General features: G+C 74.8%; 10 protein-coding genes, 1 tRNA gene and 1 riboswitch. Of the genes, 8 read left to right on the forward strand and 3 right to left on the reverse strand.

Annotation, left to right across the window (positions count from 1 at the left end):
• Positions 1–388 precede the first annotated feature (388 nt).
• The 6 genes from FE634_RS21055 to FE634_RS11180 are packed head-to-tail and all read left to right on the forward strand — an operon-like array spanning position 389 to position 10,138.
• Complete coding sequence (locus FE634_RS21055) at positions 389–3,700, forward strand: hypothetical protein (RefSeq protein WP_187366677.1); 3,312 nt, start codon at positions 389–391, stop codon at positions 3,698–3,700.
• Positions 3,697–5,409, forward strand: a complete 1,713-nt coding sequence (locus FE634_RS11160; RefSeq protein ID WP_138875910.1) for a hypothetical protein — start codon at positions 3,697–3,699, stop codon at positions 5,407–5,409. The genes FE634_RS21055 and FE634_RS11160 overlap by 4 nt, the downstream gene beginning before the upstream one ends.
• A complete protein-coding gene (locus FE634_RS11165; RefSeq protein ID WP_222847569.1) occupies positions 5,406–6,401 on the forward strand; it encodes a hypothetical protein in 996 nt (331 codons plus the stop codon). The genes FE634_RS11160 and FE634_RS11165 overlap by 4 nt, the downstream gene beginning before the upstream one ends.
• Positions 6,394–7,644, forward strand: coding sequence for an energy-coupling factor transporter transmembrane component T (locus FE634_RS11170; RefSeq protein ID WP_138875911.1), 1,251 nt, complete (start codon positions 6,394–6,396; stop codon positions 7,642–7,644). The genes FE634_RS11165 and FE634_RS11170 overlap by 8 nt, the downstream gene beginning before the upstream one ends.
• Positions 7,641–9,248, forward strand: coding sequence for an ABC transporter ATP-binding protein (locus tag FE634_RS11175; protein ID WP_148240599.1), 1,608 nt, complete (start codon positions 7,641–7,643; stop codon positions 9,246–9,248). The genes FE634_RS11170 and FE634_RS11175 overlap by 4 nt, the downstream gene beginning before the upstream one ends.
• Positions 9,245–10,138, forward strand: a complete 894-nt coding sequence (locus FE634_RS11180; RefSeq protein WP_138875912.1) for an ECF transporter S component family protein — start codon at positions 9,245–9,247, stop codon at positions 10,136–10,138. Before FE634_RS11175 ends, FE634_RS11180 begins: the two co-directional genes overlap by 4 nt.
• Positions 10,139–10,396: 258 nt before the next feature.
• Here the strand turns inward: FE634_RS11180 and FE634_RS11185 are convergent, their stop codons facing one another.
• Genes FE634_RS11185 through FE634_RS11195 form a run of 3 tightly spaced genes read right to left on the reverse strand, consistent with a single transcriptional unit; the run spans position 10,397 to position 14,484 of the window.
• Positions 10,397–10,831, reverse strand: coding sequence for a HEAT repeat domain-containing protein (locus FE634_RS11185; RefSeq protein WP_148240993.1), 435 nt, complete (start codon positions 10,829–10,831; stop codon positions 10,397–10,399).
• A gap of 9 nt (positions 10,832–10,840) precedes the next feature.
• Positions 10,841–11,815 (reverse strand): ribonucleotide-diphosphate reductase subunit beta, encoded by a 975-nt coding sequence (locus FE634_RS11190; RefSeq protein WP_222847743.1) that lies wholly within the window; start codon positions 11,813–11,815, stop codon positions 10,841–10,843.
• Between the two features lie 26 nt (positions 11,816–11,841).
• Positions 11,842–14,484: a ribonucleoside-diphosphate reductase subunit alpha gene (locus tag FE634_RS11195; RefSeq protein WP_138875914.1), complete on the reverse strand. Its 2,643-nt coding sequence runs from the start codon at positions 14,482–14,484 to the stop codon at positions 11,842–11,844.
• A gap of 133 nt (positions 14,485–14,617) precedes the next feature.
• Positions 14,618–14,834: riboswitch (cobalamin riboswitch) on the reverse strand.
• A gap of 206 nt (positions 14,835–15,040) precedes the next feature.
• Here FE634_RS11195 and FE634_RS11200 point away from each other — a divergent pair.
• Both FE634_RS11200 and FE634_RS11205 read left to right on the forward strand, forming a co-directional pair.
• A tRNA-Pro gene (locus tag FE634_RS11200) sits at positions 15,041–15,114 on the forward strand.
• A gap of 113 nt (positions 15,115–15,227) precedes the next feature.
• Complete coding sequence (locus tag FE634_RS11205; protein WP_138875915.1) at positions 15,228–15,554, forward strand: VOC family protein; 327 nt, start codon at positions 15,228–15,230, stop codon at positions 15,552–15,554.
• Positions 15,555–15,859: the final 305 nt, after the last annotated feature.

Here is a 15,859-nt window from a genome sequence, read left to right on the forward strand (position 1 = left end):
TCGTCTGGGTAGTCGTCCGGACTGGCGTCTCGGTTGGCATCTGCGCACCTCCTGGTGAGCCAGTCAAGGCCCGGCCCGGACGCTCGCGCCACCTCCCGCGGGATGGACGGCCCCGACCCCCGCGGGACGGTGGCGAGTTGCGGGGGCGCGAGGACAGGGCGCACACTGCGGTGCCCGGCTGGCCCGGGCACCACAACCGAACACACCTCCGCGGTGCTCAAAGCCGGTCCGAACCCGGCGCTGACCCGCAACCGTAGATCGCGGCGCCCCGGCGCCGCGGTGAGCCGGACTGGCCCGTGGAGCAGCAGCACACAACACACCGTCGTGGACTACGGGTGGGGTCAGCGCCCACCCGGCGCCTCCCCGCCCAACGGGGAGATGCACAGCAATGCCGATCGGGACGCACCGCCGCATCGCGGCCGGCGCCGCAGCGCTCGCGCTCGTGGCCACCACCCTCGCGCTCCTGCCCGGGGCTGGGCCGGCAGCCGCCGCGGCGGCGTCCTACGCGGGGGCGTGCACGGGCGCCGACGCGCGCAGCGGGGTGACCGTCGTCGTCGACTTCCAGCAGCTCGACGGTAACGGCGGCACGGCGGCGCCGACACTGGTGCGCTGCTCCCCCGCGACGGTGGCCACCGACGGCACGGTCGCCCCGCGCACCGGCCACCAGGCCCTCGTCGACGCCGACCTGGCACCCACGGGCGTGGCGCGGTGGGGCGATGCGTTCGTGTGCCGGATCGACGGCCGCCCTGCCCCGGCCGAGACGCTGTCCCTGGCCTCGAACCCGCGCTACCGCGAACGCTGCACCGACACGCCGCCGGCGGCGGCCTACTGGTCCTACTGGTACGCCGACGGCAGCGGCCAGGACTGGCACTACTCCGAGCACGGCGTCCTGAACCGCGAGGTCGTGCCCGGCGGCTTCGAGGGCTGGTCGTTCGCGATCGACGCGACCGCCGGGACCAACCCGCCCCCGCGGCACCCGCCCGTCGCCGTGCCCGCCGACCCGGACGCGCCGCAGGTCGCGGTCACCGCCGACCGGCCCGACCCCACGCTGGCGCTCGGGCAGAGCACCACCCTGCGGTGGACGTCGCGCAACGCCGTCCGGCTGACCGCGAGCGGCGCGTGGACCGGCGACCTCGCCCGGCCCGGCGGCACCCGCACCGTCCGGCCCACCAGCGCCGGTACCCACCGCTACCAGGTCACCGCGCGCGCGGACGACGGCAGCGAGGTGAGCGACGTGCTCACCCTCGAGGTGGTCGCCGCCGACCCGGGACCCGGTCCCGACCCCGCCCCGGACCCGCAGCCCGGCCCGGTCGAGCTGCCGGTCGACCTCCCGGTCGACCCGGCCGCGCGGCAGGTGAGCGGCTGGCTCGTCGGCGAGCTCGTCGACGGCACGATGCCGGCACCCATCCCGACGCCGGCCGAGCCGACCGACTGGGGCCTGACCGTCGACACCCTCTGGGCGCTGTACGCCGCGGGCACCGGCCGGGCCGCGACGCGCGGGATCGTCGACGCGCTCGACCGCGACGCCGGCGACTACCTCGGGGTCCCGCTCTTCGGGGACGCCGGCGCGCGCCGGGCCGGGCAGACCGCCAAGGTGCTCCTGGCCGCCGTCGTGGCCGGCCGCGACCCCCGCTCCTTCGGCCGGGTGATGCGGGCCGACGGCTCGCTCGCCGGCGGCCGCTACGACCTGCGGCGCGAGACGCTGTCGCTGGTCGCCCGCCGGGGACCGCAGGTCGGCCGGGTGCGCGACCGCGGGGTCGGCATCGACAACACCAACACCTTCAGCCAGTCCCTCGCGGTCATCGCCCTGGCCCGCTCCGGCGGCGTCCCGGCCGTCGCCGTGGACTACCTGCTCCGGCAGCAGTGTGGCGCCGGGTACTTCCGGATGTTCGACCGTGACGACCGCACCTGCGACCAGGACGCCGACGCGGCCGACGGCGACGGCACCGCCCTGGGCCTCCAGGCCCTGATGGCCGCCCGCGCGCACGGCGTCACCGGGCTCGACGACGAGATCGAGCGCGGCGTCGCGTGGCTGCTGCGCGTCCAGCGGCGCGACGGCTCCTTCGGCGGCGGCACCGGCACCGAGGGCTCCAACGCCAACAGCACCGGCCTGGTCGCGCAGACCCTCGCCGCCGCCGGACGCCGGCCGGCGTTCCGGCGGGCCCAGGCGTTCGTGCGGTCGCTGAGCGTCGTCCCCGCCCCCCGCACCGGGCCGCTGGCCACCGAGCGCGGGGCCATCGCCTACGACGCGGGCTCCCTCGCGACGGCGCGCGCCTCGGGCATCACCGGCCGCGACCAGTGGCGCCGCGCCACGACCCAGGCCATCTTCGCCCTCGCCCCGGTCTCGTTCGTCGACCTCGGCGAACGGACGCCGCGCGGCGAGCCCGAGGTGCCCGAGCGTCCCGACGAGCCCTCTCCCGCGACCCCGCCCACCACCGGGACGCCGGGGCCCGGCTCCCCCGCGCCGCCGCCCGGCACCGGTGCCGGCGACGTGACGGGCGGTGGGCCGGCCCTCACCGTCCCCGGGTCCCCGTCCGTCGCCCCGGCGCCCGGCTCGCCGAGCGGCCGGCTGGGTGCGCACCTGGCGGCCAGCCTGGTCGACTGCGACCACGTCGAGGTCACCGTCGGGGCGACCGCCTACGTCGACTACGACCTGACCGCCGAGGTCGTCCTCGCCCTGCGCCAGACCGGCGAGCAGCCCGCCGCCGCGCGTCGCGCCACCCGTTTCCTGCTCGACCGGCGCTCGGTCGCGGCCTACGTCGGGGCCGCCCCCTACGAGCGCGGCGCCACCTACGTCGAGCCGCTGGCCAAGCTGGTCCTGGTCGCGCTCGCCTCCGACCGCCCCGCGGACGCCGCCCGGGCCGCCGCCCTGGCCGAGCGGCTCGCCGGCCGGGCCGACCCGGCCGGGTTCGCCGCCGGGGGCGCCGACGACGACGTCGCGGGCACCACCCGGTCGGCGTGGGCGGTCCTCGCCCTCACCGCCGCGGGTCGGCCCGAGGCCGCCGCCGGAGCCGTCGGCACCCTGGTCGGCGCCCCGTGCGACGACGGCCTGTTCCCCGGCACCGTCGCCGACGGAGGGTGCGCGACCGGTGACCCCGTCGCCACCGCGCTCGTCGTCCAGGCCCTCGACGCGACCCTCCGCCCACCGGACAGCGGCCCGGCCGACGCGCCGGCCGACCGGGCGCCGTCCACCTGGCCGGGCGAGCGCACCGCGGCCCTGACCGGCGCCGGCGCGGCGCTGCGCTCGGCGGTCACGGTCGACGGCGGGCTCACCCTCGACGACGACCGGGTCTCCGCCCTCGCCGCGGTGGCCACCGCGCTGCAGGCGGTCGGCCTCGACAGCACCCGGACCCGCGACGTGCTGGTCGGTTCCCAGCGCCGCGACGGCGGGCTGCCCGCCACCCTCGGGGCGGCACCCACCACGGTCAGCGACCTGGCCACCACCGCCGCGTCCGCCCCCGCCGTGGCCGGCACGTCGTGGCTGACGTCGTCCGCGACGTCGCTGACGGCGCAGGTGCTGCTGCCGCTGGCCGGCGGGCCGGACACCGCCGCGCCCGACGCCGCCCGGTCCGACGACGCCGCCGCTCCGGCGGACCCCGGCCCCGGCTGGCCGGCCTGGGCCGCCCTCGCGCTCGCCGCTGTCGCCCTCCTGTTCTCGCTCCGCCACCTCCTCGCCCCTCGAGAAAGAAGCACCCCGTGAAGCTCCGCACCACCGGCCTCGCCGCCACCCCCGTCGCCGCGCTGGCCCTGGCCCTCGCCGTGACCGGGTCGACCCCGGCCACCGCCGCACCCACCGCCGGGCGGGACCTGCCGGCGGCGTCGTCCAGCTCGGCCTGGCTCGCCTCGCGGCTCGTCGACGGCCTGGCCCCCGGGCCGTTCGGTCCCCGGCCCGACTACGGGCTCTCGATCGACGCGATCTACGCGCTGCACGCCTCCGGCGACGGCGAGCTCGCCGAGCCGATCCTCACCGCCCTCGACGACGAGGGGATGGCGGCGAACTTCTACAGCGCGGTCGAGTGGGACGCTGAGCGCGGGCTCGAGGAGCACCTGGCCGGGCCCACCGCCAAGACGCTCGTCGCCGCGCAGGTCGGGGGGCGCGACCCGCGCGACTTCGGCGGCCAGGACCTGGTGGCCCGCACCCTGAGCACCGTGGTCACCGCGGCCGACGTCGCCCCCGGCGGCCGGTTCGCGGCCGGCGGGGAGTTCGAGGACGGCGGGGTCGCGGCGAGCGACGTCGGCCGCGTCGTCGACTTCGGGCCCGACGTCACCTACAACAACGCCAACAGCTTCGGACAGACGCTGGCCGTCATCGGGCTCGCCCGCGCCGGCCGCCTGACCGGGCCCGTGGTCGACAAGCTGCTGTGGCAGCGCTGCGGCGCGGGCTTCTTCCGGATCTTCTACGACGGCCCCCGCAGCTGCGACGAGAGCGCGTCGGCCGCGCCGGACCGCGACGCCACCGGGCTCGGTCTCTCCGCGATGCTCGCCGCCCAGCGCTCGGGCGTCGGCGGCCTCGACGACGAGATCGCCGGGACCGTCGGCTGGCTGCTCGACGAGCAGGACGCCGGGGGCGGCTGGGGCGGCGGCGTCGGCACCGAGGCCCCCAACACCAACAGCACCGGCCTCGTCGTCCAGGCCCTCGCGGACGCCGGCGCGCCGGTGACCGCCGTCGCGGACGGCGAGGCCTACCTCGCCTCCGCGCAGGTGGGCGCCGGGGACGTCGGCACCGCCCTGGCCGGCGACGTCGGCGCGATCGCCTACACCCCGGCCGCCCGCGAGGCGGCCCGCGCCGACGGCATCGACCAGCCCGACACCTGGATCCGCGCGACCGCCCAGGCCTCGCTCGGCCTGTCGCAGGTCGGTTTCTGGGAGCTCACCGCCCCGCGCCCCGCCCGGTTCGCCGTCACGGCGCCGACCGGCTACGTGCTGCGCGGCCGCTCGATCGCGGTCCGGGCCACCGGGCTCGCCGCCGGCGAGGCCTACCGGGTCACCGTCGGGGGACGCAGCGCCGCGACCGGGACGGCGTCCGCGGACGGCGTCGTCGCCACCACCGTCGTCGTCCCCTCCGCGACCGCACCGGGCACCCGCGCCGTGGCCGTCACCGGCGCCACGTCCGAGCGCACCGGCGCCGGCAGCATCCGGGTGCTCGCCGCGAAGAAGCTGGCCGTCCGCCTGCGCGCGGCGCGGCTGCGGCCCGGCGCCCAGCAGCGGATCACCGTGCGCGGCCTGGCCGCCGGTGAGGCCGTCACCCTCCGGGTGCGCGGCAAGGTCCTGCGCGGTCGCGCCACCGCCGCGGGCGTCCTGACCCGCACCGTCCGCGTCGCCAGGCCGTTCGGCGCTGCCCGGGTGCGCGCCACCGGTGCGTTCGCCGTCCGCTCCGGCGCGGTCACCTTCCGCGTCGTGCGCCGGTGAGGCGACTCGCCTCCGCCGGCGGTGCCCTGGTCCTCGCCCTCGGGTGCGGGCTGGTCGCCGGGGTGCCGGCCCCGGCGCCCGCCACGGCGGCCGCCGCCGTCGACACCAGCAAGGGCACCCCGGGCTTCTGCCCCGACGACACCGGCGTGACGGTCGTCGTCGACTTCCAGGAGCTCGGCGGCGACCCGATCGTGCGGTGCAACCCGACCGGCAGCCGCGGCACCGGGCTCGACGCGCTCCAGGGCAGCGGCATCCAGGTGGAGGGCGTCCAGCGGTGGGGCCTGGCGTTCGTCTGCCGGGTCGAGAACCGCCCCTCGGCGGTCGAGACCCTCGCGATCGAGGGCGACGAGGACTACCGGGAGGCGTGCCTGGACACCCCGCCCGCGTCGGGCTACTGGTCCTACTGGCACGCCGGCAACAACTGTGCCTGGACCTACAGCCAGTGGGGCGTGAAGAACCGGGACTTCGTGGCGGGCGGCTTCGAGGGCTGGTCGTTCTCCCTCAACGCCCGCAACGGCGACAACCCCGGGCCGCGCGTCGCCGCGGTGCGGCCGGGCACCGAGGGCGGCCCGTGCGTCGAGCCACGCGCGGCTGCCCCGGCCGGGGAGGACCCGCTCGCGCAGCAGCAGCCCCCGGACGCGCCGGCCGCGCCGGACCCCGCACCCCCGGGCTCCCCCGGACCCGGCACCGGCCCCGACGCGGGTCAGGACCCGCCGGTCGCGCCCGGCGGCTCGGCCGGCAGGGACGACCTGCCGGCACCGAGGCCCCGCGACCCGGCCCCGCCCGCCGAGGGCCCCGGCACCGCCGCCGACCCGGCCGACGACGTGGAGTTCACCGACGGCGAGGCCGCGCCCGACGTCCGCGACACCGTCGAGAACCAGGTGGGCGCCAGCGACCTGGCGCCGTGGGTCGCGGCCGCTGCGATGCTGCTGCTGGCCGCGTCGGCCGTGCTGACCTCGCGACGACGACGGCGGGCCCGCGACGGTGCGTGACCGAGTCACCGGGGCCACCGTGGCGACCGGGGTCGTCTCGACCTACTTCCTGCCGCGCGACCTGCACCCGGTCGCGTGGTGGGTGTGGGCGCTCGGCATCGCCACCGCCGCGAGCCGCACGACGAACCCGTGGCTGCTCGGCAGCATGCTCGCCGTGGTCGCCTACGTCGTCGTCGCCCGGCGCGGCAGCGAGCCGTGGGCAATGTCGTTCCGGCTCTACGTCTACCTCGGCGTGTTCATCGTCGTGATGCGGGTGCTGTTCCGCGTCGTCTTCGGTGGCGCCGAGGGACCCACGATCCTGCTGCGGCTCCCCGAGGTCCCGCTGCCCGCCTGGGCCGCCGGGATCCGGCTGTTCGGGGACGTGTCGGCCGAGTCGGTCCTCGGTGGCCTCTACGACGGCCTGCGCCTGGCGACGATGGTGATCTGCCTCGGCGCCGCCAACGCGCTGGCCAACCCCAAGCGGCTGCTGAAGTCGATGCCGTCGGCGCTCTACGAGGTCGGCACGGCCGTCGTCGTCGCGCTGTCGGTCTTCCCCCAGCTCGCCGAGTCGGTGCTGCGCGTCAACCGCGCCCGGCGCCTGCGCGGCAGCACGTCGACGGGACGCCGGGCCCTGCGCTCGGTCGTCATCCCGGTGCTCGAGGACGCCCTCGACCGGTCGCTGCGGCTCGCCGCCTCGATGGACTCCCGGGGCTACGGCCGCGCGGGCGAGGCCACCCCGCGGCAGCGGGCGACCACCGGGCTCTTCATGGTCACCGGCCTCGTCGGGCTCTGCGTCGGCGTCTACGGCACGCTCGACGGCACCACCCCCGCCTACCTCGGCGGCCCGATGCTCGCCGTCGGCCTGCTGGTCGGGATGACCGGGTTCGTCCTGGCCGGACGCCGCGTGCAGCGCACCCGCTACCGGCCCGACCGCTGGCACCTCGCCGAGGTCGTCACCGCCGGGTCCGGGGTCCTGGTCGCGGTCCTCGTGCTCACCTCGAGCAGCGCCGACCCGGCCGCCCTCACCCCCTCGCTCCTCCAGCTCTCGTGGCCGCTGCTGGCCTGGGCGCCGCTCGCCGCGGTCTGGGTCGGGGTGCTGCCCGCGTTCCTCTCGCCGCCGCCGGTGCCGCCCCACGACGAGCTGGACGACGTCCCCGACGACCGGCTGCCGACCCACCACCACCGCGACCCCCACCAGTCGCACGACCGGCCCCACGGCCGGTCCCACGGCCGGGACGACGAGAGCGTCGGGCGCCGCCCGTGATCACCCTCGACTCCGTCTCGTTCTGGTACCACGGCCAGGAGCGACCCACCCTGCACGAGGTGGACCTGACCCTCGAGGAGGGCGAGCTGGTGCTGCTCACCGGGCGCACCGGCGCCGGCAAGTCGACCCTGCTCGGCACCCTCAACGGCTTGGTGCCGCACTTCACCGGCGGGCACCTGCAGGGCCGGGTCACCGTCGCCGGCGTCAGCACCCACGAGCGACCGCCGCGCGAGTTCGCGCACCTGGTCGGCGTCGTCGGCCAGGACCCGCTGGCCGGGTTCGTCACCGACACCGTCGAGGACGAGCTCGCCTACGGGATGGAGCAGCTCGGCGTCCGCGCCGACGTGATGCGCCGCCGCGTCGAGGAGACCCTCGACCTGCTCGGGATCGCCGAGCTGCGGCGTCGCGCCCTGCGCACCCTCTCCGGGGGCCAGCAGCAGCGCGTCGCGATCGGCGCGGTGCTCACCACCCACCCGCAGGTGCTGGTGCTCGACGAGCCGACGTCGGCGCTGGACCCCACCGCCGCGGAGGACGTCCTCGCCACCATCGCCCGGCTGGTGCAGGACCTGGGCACCACCGTCGTGCTCGCCGAGCACCGGATGGAGCGCGTGGTCCCCTTCGCCGACCGGATGCTGTTCGTCGACACCGACGGCCGCGTCGAGGTCGACGCCCCGGCCGCCCTGCTCGCCCGGACGCCGATCGCCCCGCCCATCGTCCGGCTCGGGCGCGAGGTCGGCTGGGACCCGCTGCCGCTGTCGGTCCGCGACGCGCGACGCCGGGCCGGCGCCGTCCGGGAGCGGCTCGAGGTCGCCGGCACCCCGGTCGACCCGCCCGCGAGCACGGCGCCGCCGCTGCTCGAGGCCGCCGGCGTCGTCGTCCGCTACGGACCGAAGGTCGCCGTGCGCGGGGTCGACCTGGTCCTGCGGGCCGGCACCGTGACCGCCCTGATGGGCCGCAACGGCTCCGGCAAGTCCTCGCTGCTGTGGGCGGTCCAGGGCTCCGGCCCGCGCCAGGGCGGCCGGGTCGCCGTCGCGGGGCGGGACCCGAAGGAGCTCTCCGCGGCCGGGGCGCGCGAGCTCGTCGGGCTGGTCCCGCAGTCGGCGGCCGACCTCCTCTACCTCGAGACCGTCGCTGCCGAGTGCGCCGCCGGCGACCTCGAGGCCGGCACCGGACCCGGCACCTGCGCGAGCCTGCTCGAGTCGATCGCGCCGGGCATCGACCACGCACGCCACCCGCGCGACCTCTCCGAGGGGCAGCGGCTCGCGCTGGTGCTCGCCCTCCAGCTGACGGCGGCGCCGCGGGTGATGCTCCTCGACGAGCCGACCCGCGGGCTCGACTACACCGCGAAGGCGACGTTCGTGGCCGTCGTCCGCCGGCTCGCCGCCGCGGGCCGGGCCGTCGTCGTGGCCTCCCACGACGTGGAGTTCGTCGCCCAGGTCGCCGACCGCGCCGTCGTGATGGCCGAGGGCGAGGTCGTCTCGGAGGGACCGACCCGCGACGTCCTCGGCGGCTCCCCCGCCTTCGCCACCCAGGTCGCCAAGATCCTCGGGCCCGGCTGGCTCACCGTCGACGAGGTAGCCGGCGCGCTGGAGGAGGTCCCGTGAGCGGCGTCCGGCCCGACACCCCACCGGTCCGGCCCTGGGACGGCACCAGCGCCGTCCGGGTCGGCCGGCGCTCGGCCCTCGTGCTGGCGCTGGCCTCGCTCGGCGGACTGCTGATGTTCTGCTGGCCGCTGCTGGTGCGCGTCGACCCCTCCTCGCTGCAGCACGGCGTCGACGCGCCGTTCCTCTTCCTCGCGATCCTGCCGGTCCTGATCGTGATCGTGCTGGCTGAGCTCTCCGAGGGCGGGATGGACTCCAAGGCGCTGGCGATGCTCGGCGTCCTGTCCGCGATCAACGCCGCGCTGCGCCCGCTCGGGGCCGGCACCGCCGGCATCGAGACGGTCTTCTTCCTGCTCGTGCTCTCGGGCCGGGTCTTCGGAGCCGGGTTCGGCTTCGTGCTGGGGTGCACGTCGCTGTTCGCCTCCGCGCTGCTCACCGCGGGCGTCGGCCCCTGGCTGCCGTTCCAGATGATGGCCGCGGCGTGGATCGGGATGGGCGCCGGCCTGCTGCCGAGACGGGTCACCGGCCGGGCCGAGGTCGCGATGCTCGTCGGCTACGGCATCGTCGTGTCGTACGCGTTCGGCTTCCTCATGAACCTGTGGTTCTGGCCGTTCGTCACCGGCGCGGAGGTCGCCTACCACGAGGGCGCGATCTCCTACGTCGCTGGAGCGCCGGTGCTGGAGAACCTGCACCGCTTCGCGGTCTTCACCCTGCTCACCTCCACCGCCGGTTGGGACACCGGCCGGGCGATCACCAACACCCTCGCGATCGTGGTGCTCGGCCCCGCCGTCCTGAACACCCTGCGCCGGGCCTCCCGCAAGGCGTCGTACGGGGTCAGCGGCACCTTCGACGGGTCCGGCGACGCCGGGGAACGCGCCACCCCGCTCAGGTGAGGCAGCGAGCCGCTCCCGGGCGCCGTCGGTCGACCCGGCAGGCGGACCGCCGGGATGACCTCGCACCTGCACCTCGCGGCGTCGTGTCGGTCCGAGGTCCAGCGCACGCAGCGGCGCGTGCGGGTCGACCGCACGTACAAGCACGTACACCACGACGCCCGGGGCGCCCTCGGGTGCCGCCACTGAGCGTGGCCGCGCGGACCGGGTTCCCGTGGTGTACGTGCTTGTACGCGACCCGACCACGCGGGGAGCCGGCGGTCAGGCCCAGCCGCGCGCCCACGTGACGACGGCGCGGACGGCGGCGTCGGGGTCGGCGGCCAGCCGGTCGAGCAGGTCCGGCGGCAGCGAGGGGTGGGCCGCGACCCAGCCCCGCACGAACGGGTCGGGGTCGTCGACCAGGCGCCGCAGCACCGCGGACGGCGTGTGCTCGTTGCGCGCCACGCAGCGGCGCACGGCGGGGTCGGCGTCCCCGGCCAGCTCGACCAGGACGTCGTCCGGCGCGCGGTAGGAGAGAGCCGCGCTCTCGCGGATGCGGGGGTCCGCGGACCCCGCGAGGGCCCGGACCCGCGCGGTCTTGCCGTCGCTGGGCGGCGGCGAGGCGAACGTCGAGAGCGGCACCCCGGCCGCGTCCGTGGTGCTGGACGCGGCCAGGGCGGCCCGCTGCTGCTCGGTGAGGAACCCCAGGCAGGACATCGGACGCCGTCAGCCCTGCCGGGCGTTGACCTCGTAGGAGGTGTTGATCGACTCGAAGAAGTTGACCAGCTGGAGCGTGTCGTTCGCCGTCGCCATCCACTTCGCCGGGTTCGCCACCCCGTAGTGCGCGCCGAAGCCGAGCTCCTCGAGGCGCCGGTCGGCCAGGTAGCGCACGTAGGTGTTGATGTAGTCGGCGTTCAGCCCGAGGATGCCGTTCGGCAGGAGGTCGCGGTTGTAGGCCTCCTCCATCTCCACGGCGTCCAGCACCATCTGCTTGATCTCGGCCGCGAACTCCTCGGTGGCGACGTCCGGGTTCTCCTCGAGCACCGTGAGCACGAGGTTGATCCCGAACTTCAGGTGCAGCGACTCGTCGCGCACGATCCAGTCGATCAGCGAGCCGAAGTTCCGCAGCAGGTTCCGCTGCCGGAAGCTCAGCGCCACCATGAACCCCGAGTAGAACCAGATGCCCTCGAGGATGACGTTGTAGGCGATCAGGTTGCGGACGAAGTCCTGCTTGCCCTCGGTGGTGGTGATGTCGAGGGTCTGCTCGGTCATCCGCCTGATGAAGCGGATCTCGAACTCCTCCTTCGCCGCCATCGACGGCACCGTGACGTGCGAGGCGTAGGCCGCCTCCCGGTCGATCGGGAACGTCTCGAGCACGTACTCAAAGCTCATGCAGTGGTTGGCCTCCTCCCACATCTGCTTGGCGAGGTAGAGGTGGCACTCCGCGGCGTTGACGTAGGGGTAGACGCCGAAGGCCAGCGCCTTGTTGACGAGCAGCTCGTTGGGGTTGAAGTAGCTCATCAGGAAGGTCAGCGCGCGACGCTCGTCGTCGCTCATCCGCTCGAAGTCGGCGAGGTCCTCCCCCAGCTGCACCTCGTTGGGGAACCAGGTGTTCGCGACCGCCTGGTCGTAGAGCTCCATCGCCCACGGGTAGGTGACCGGCTTGAGGAGGAGACCCTGCTCGATGCCGGTGCCGAGGATCCCCCGCGGGGTCTGGTCGCCGGCGCTCACTGGCACGACTCGCACTGCAGACGCTCCATCGGGTCGATGGGGCACTCGGCCCCGTCGACCACGTCGACCTGGTCGAGCTCCTCGACCCCGTCCGGCACGACCGGCACGACCGGCACGACCGCCTCCGCGACCGGCTCGGCGACGGGCTCGGCGACCGACACGGCCGCCGCCCCGAACCCACGCCTCGCGGGCGCGGCGGCGCCGAACCCCCGACGGGGACCGGCTGCACCGCCACTGCCACCGGTCGCGATCGCCTCGGCCTTGTTGACCTTGACCGTGCTCTGCTCGGCGGTGTGGCGCGGCATCATGTGCAGGTAGTAGGTCGTCTTGACGCCCATCCGCCAGGCGGCGGAGTAGAGGTCGACCATGGTCGCGACGTTGCGGTCGGCCAGGTAGATGTTGCGGCTGATCGCCTGGTCGATCCACTTCTGCGCGCGCGCCGCGACCTCGAGGTAGGCGCGCCCGGAGAGCTGGAACGAGGTCTGGTAGATGTCGACCAGCTCGGCCGGGACCGGGTGCAGCTCGGCGACCTTGGACAGGTCGCCCTGGTGGCGCAGCAGGTCCTCGCGCACCCGCTCCCACAGCCCGAGCGCCTGGAGGTCCTCGACGAGGTTGCGGTTGACCTCGAGGAACTTGCCCGAGCTGGTGGCCCGGCTGAAGATCTGGCTGAACTGCGGGTCGAGCCCGGGCGTCGTCCCGGCGACGAGGCCGATCGAGGCGGTCGGCGCGATGGCGAGCAGCGTCGAGTTGCGGATGCCGCCGGCGACCTTGGTGCGCAGCGCGGTCCAGTCGAGCCGGGTGGTGCGGTCGACCTCGACGCGCACGCCGCGGTCGGCCTCGAGCAGGTCGAGGGAGTCGACCGGCACCATGCCCTGGCTCCAGCGGGAGCCCTTGAAGTTCGCGTACGAGCCGCGCTCGCGGGCCAGGTCGGCGGAGGCGTCGATCGCGTGCCAGCTGACGAACTCCATCACCCGGTCGATCAGCTCGTAGGCCTCCTCGGACTCGTAGGAGTACCCGAACCGCTCGACGATGTCGGTGAAGCCCATCACGCCGAGGCCGAGCGCCCGGTTGAGCTCGTTGCTGCGCTCGGACTCCGGCACCGACGAGATCGTGATGTCGATGAGGTTGTCGAGCTGGCGCACCGCCAGCCGGGCCGACTCCGCGAGCCGGTCCCAGTCGATCCTGGCTCCCTCTCCCCCGGCGCTGCGACGGCGTCCGGTGACGTGGCGCGCGAGGTTGATCGAGGCCAGGTTGCACACCGAGACGTTGTCGGCGTCCTGCGGCAGGCAGATCTCGGTGCACAGGTTCGAGAGGTGGATCGTCCCGGTGTTGTGGTTGAGCGCGCGGGTGTTGATCGTGTCCTTCCACGTCAGCCACGGGTGCGACGTCGACTGCAGCGAGGTGAGGATGGCGCGCATCTGCTCGCGCGCGCCGATCTTCTTGTGCCGCAGCTCGCCGGCCTCGGCGCGGGCGGCGTACTCGGCGTAGCGCCGGGAGAAGGCCGCGCCGGTGAGCTCGACGAGGTCCGGCACGTCGGCCGGGTCGAAGAGGTACCACGGCTGGTCGGCCTCGACGCGCTTCATGAAGTCGTCGCTGATCCACACCGCGGTGTTGGCGGTGCGGGTGCGGCGGTACGGGTCGCCGGAGTTCTGGCGCAGGTCCAGGAACGCCGGGAAGTCGAGGTGCCAGTTCTCCATGTAGAAGCAGAGAGCGCCGAACTTCTTGCCGCCGCGGCTGACCGCGCGCAGCGTCGAGTCGATGGTGTGCATGAACGGGATGGGCCCGGTCGAGCTGGTGTTGTTGGACCTGATGGCCGAGCCCTCGGCGCGCAGCTTGGTGACCGACATGCCGATGCCGCCGGTGCCCTTGGTCAGCCACATGACGTCGCGCACGGACTTGGCGATGTGCTCGATCTCGTCCTCCATCTGCATCACGAAGCAGTTGGAGAGCTGGGCGTAGGACGTGCCGGCGTTGACGAGCGTCGACCCGGCCGCGAGGTACTCCAGGCGCGACATCTTGTCGTAGAACCGCTCGGCCGCGGCGTCGGCGCCCGGTCCGTCCTGCTCGGTCTCGTTGAGCGAAAGACCCATCGCGACCCGCATCCAGAAGAACTGCGGCATCTCCATCGGCCGCCCGTCGGGCGCGGAGATCATGTAGCGGGTACGCATCGTCTGGACGCCGATGTAGCGCAGCAGGTCGTCGCGGCCGGGGTCGAGCGCGGCGCCGAGGCGCTGGAGGTCGAAGTGCGTGCGCAGCCGCGGGTCGAGCAGGCCGAGCTCGACGCCGCGCTCCACGTAGGCGACGAACGCCTCGGCGTGGAAGGCCTGCACCTCGTCGCGCGTCACGCCCTCGCCGAAGATGGACTTGTAGAGGCTCTTCACCAGCAACCGGGAGGCGATGGTGTCGTAGGCCGGGTCGTCCTTGACGTTCTGGAGCGCGACCTGGACGACGGCCTCGTCCAGCTGCTCGCTGGTGATCCCGTCGAAGAGGGTGATCTCCAGCTCGGAGCGCAGCTGGGTCGCGCGGGCGACCTCGTCGTCGAGGCCGGCGGCGGCCTCCTGGATCGACCGGGAGATCTCGTACCCGTCGTACGGCGCCCGGCTGCCGTCGCGCTTGACGACCGTGATGGTGCTGCTCATCGGTTCCACCCCTCGTGGACTCGTGCGGTGAAGCGTCCGGGGCGAGGCGAGCAGGAGACGGCGGGCGCACGTCGGGTCGGGCCCGCCGTGCGCGTTCGATCCCCTGACCCTCCCTCGAGGTCGCGGACCCCACCGATCGCGGTGGGCACTGGCAGGTCTTCGGACTCGTGGGCAGGTGCTGCGTTCCTACTGTCCGTCGCTTCCCAGGCTCGGCACGTACGCCGGACCCAGTGCGTGTGACGGAGGTCGTTCCCACTTACCGCTGCGGGGCAGTTCCGGAGTCTCACCGGATTCCCTCTTGCGACGGCTCCCCTGGATGAGGAGCCGAACCAGCTGCGTGCACCACCATATACGGGAGTCACGCCGTTGTAACTACCCAGATGTAGTGGTGGTCGCGAGACGGGGCGCGTTCGGGTAGTCGGCCGACGCCGGGGTGCGGGCGGTGGTGCCGTCGCCGGGTCCAGCACTGCGCGGCGTCCGGCCGGCGTGTCGGCCCCCTCGATTCCTGCCCAGCGCCGCGCTGCGATAGAGTCCACTCGCCTTGCTCGCAAGGCTTCGGGCTGTAGCGCAGCTTGGTAGCGCACTTGACTGGGGGTCAAGGGGTCGCAGGTTCAAATCCTGTCAGCCCGACCGAAGGATCTGCGGAGTCCTCGCAGGTCAGAGTGCCGAAGGGCCCGCACCGACCACCACGGTGCGGGCCCCTCGGCGTTGCGGGCCGGGGCCGGGCCTGGGAGCGTGCTGGCATGTTGCGGCTCGGAGCGGTGGTGCTGAGGGTGTCCGACGTCGACCGGGCCGGTGCGTTCTGGTCCGAGGCGCTCGGGCTCGAGCGTCACCCCGACAACGCCGACTTCCTCCTGCCGCGGGGACCGGTGCCCGCCACCCGGCTCCACCTCGACCGGCGCGACCGGACGCACCTCGACCTGTGGGCCGACGACGCGGCCGACCGGGAGGTGCAGGTGGCGCGTCTCGTCGCGCTGGGCGCCCGGCGGGTCGCCTGGGACTACCCGGAGGACGCCGACTTCGTCGTGCTGGCCGACCCGGACGACAACCTGTTCTGCGTCGTCGGCTGACCGGCGGCCGCGGGGCGAGACACGCCGCTGCGGGGCGGACGCCGTCTCCCCGTGGTTTGGAGAAACGGTGTCCTGGCGCCGCGACGCGCTAGTGATCAGGCAGACGCGCGACGGCGATGTCGACCACTGTCCACCTCCGCGCCCCACCCACCTAACCTGCGCCGCCGCAACACCCCCGGGCGGTCCGGTTGATCGACGCAGGTTGGTGTGCACGGGGTGGGCATCTCACCGTTGTGGAGGACGTCACGCACCGTCGCCCTCGCCTACCGTCGTGGTGTGGACCCCCGCGTCGCGCCCGCCACCGA

The sequence above is a fragment of the Nocardioides sp. S-1144 genome (assembly GCF_005954645.2).
GTDB classification, from domain to species: domain Bacteria; phylum Actinomycetota; class Actinomycetes; order Propionibacteriales; family Nocardioidaceae; genus Nocardioides; species Nocardioides dongxiaopingii.

Bases quoted from the DNA above. Each gene is read 5' to 3' on its own strand.
- FE634_RS21055 (WP_187366677.1), top strand. From the start codon at position 389: ATGCCGATCGGGACGCACCGCCGCATCGCGGCCGGCGCCGCAGCGCTC.
- FE634_RS11195 (WP_138875914.1), bottom strand. From the start codon at position 14,484: ATGAGCAGCACCATCACGGTCGTCAAGCGCGACGGCAGCCGGGCGCCG.
- FE634_RS11205 (WP_138875915.1), top strand. From the start codon at position 15,228: ATGTTGCGGCTCGGAGCGGTGGTGCTGAGGGTGTCCGACGTCGACCGG.
- FE634_RS11185 (WP_148240993.1), bottom strand. From the start codon at position 10,831: ATGTCCTGCCTGGGGTTCCTCACCGAGCAGCAGCGGGCCGCCCTGGCC.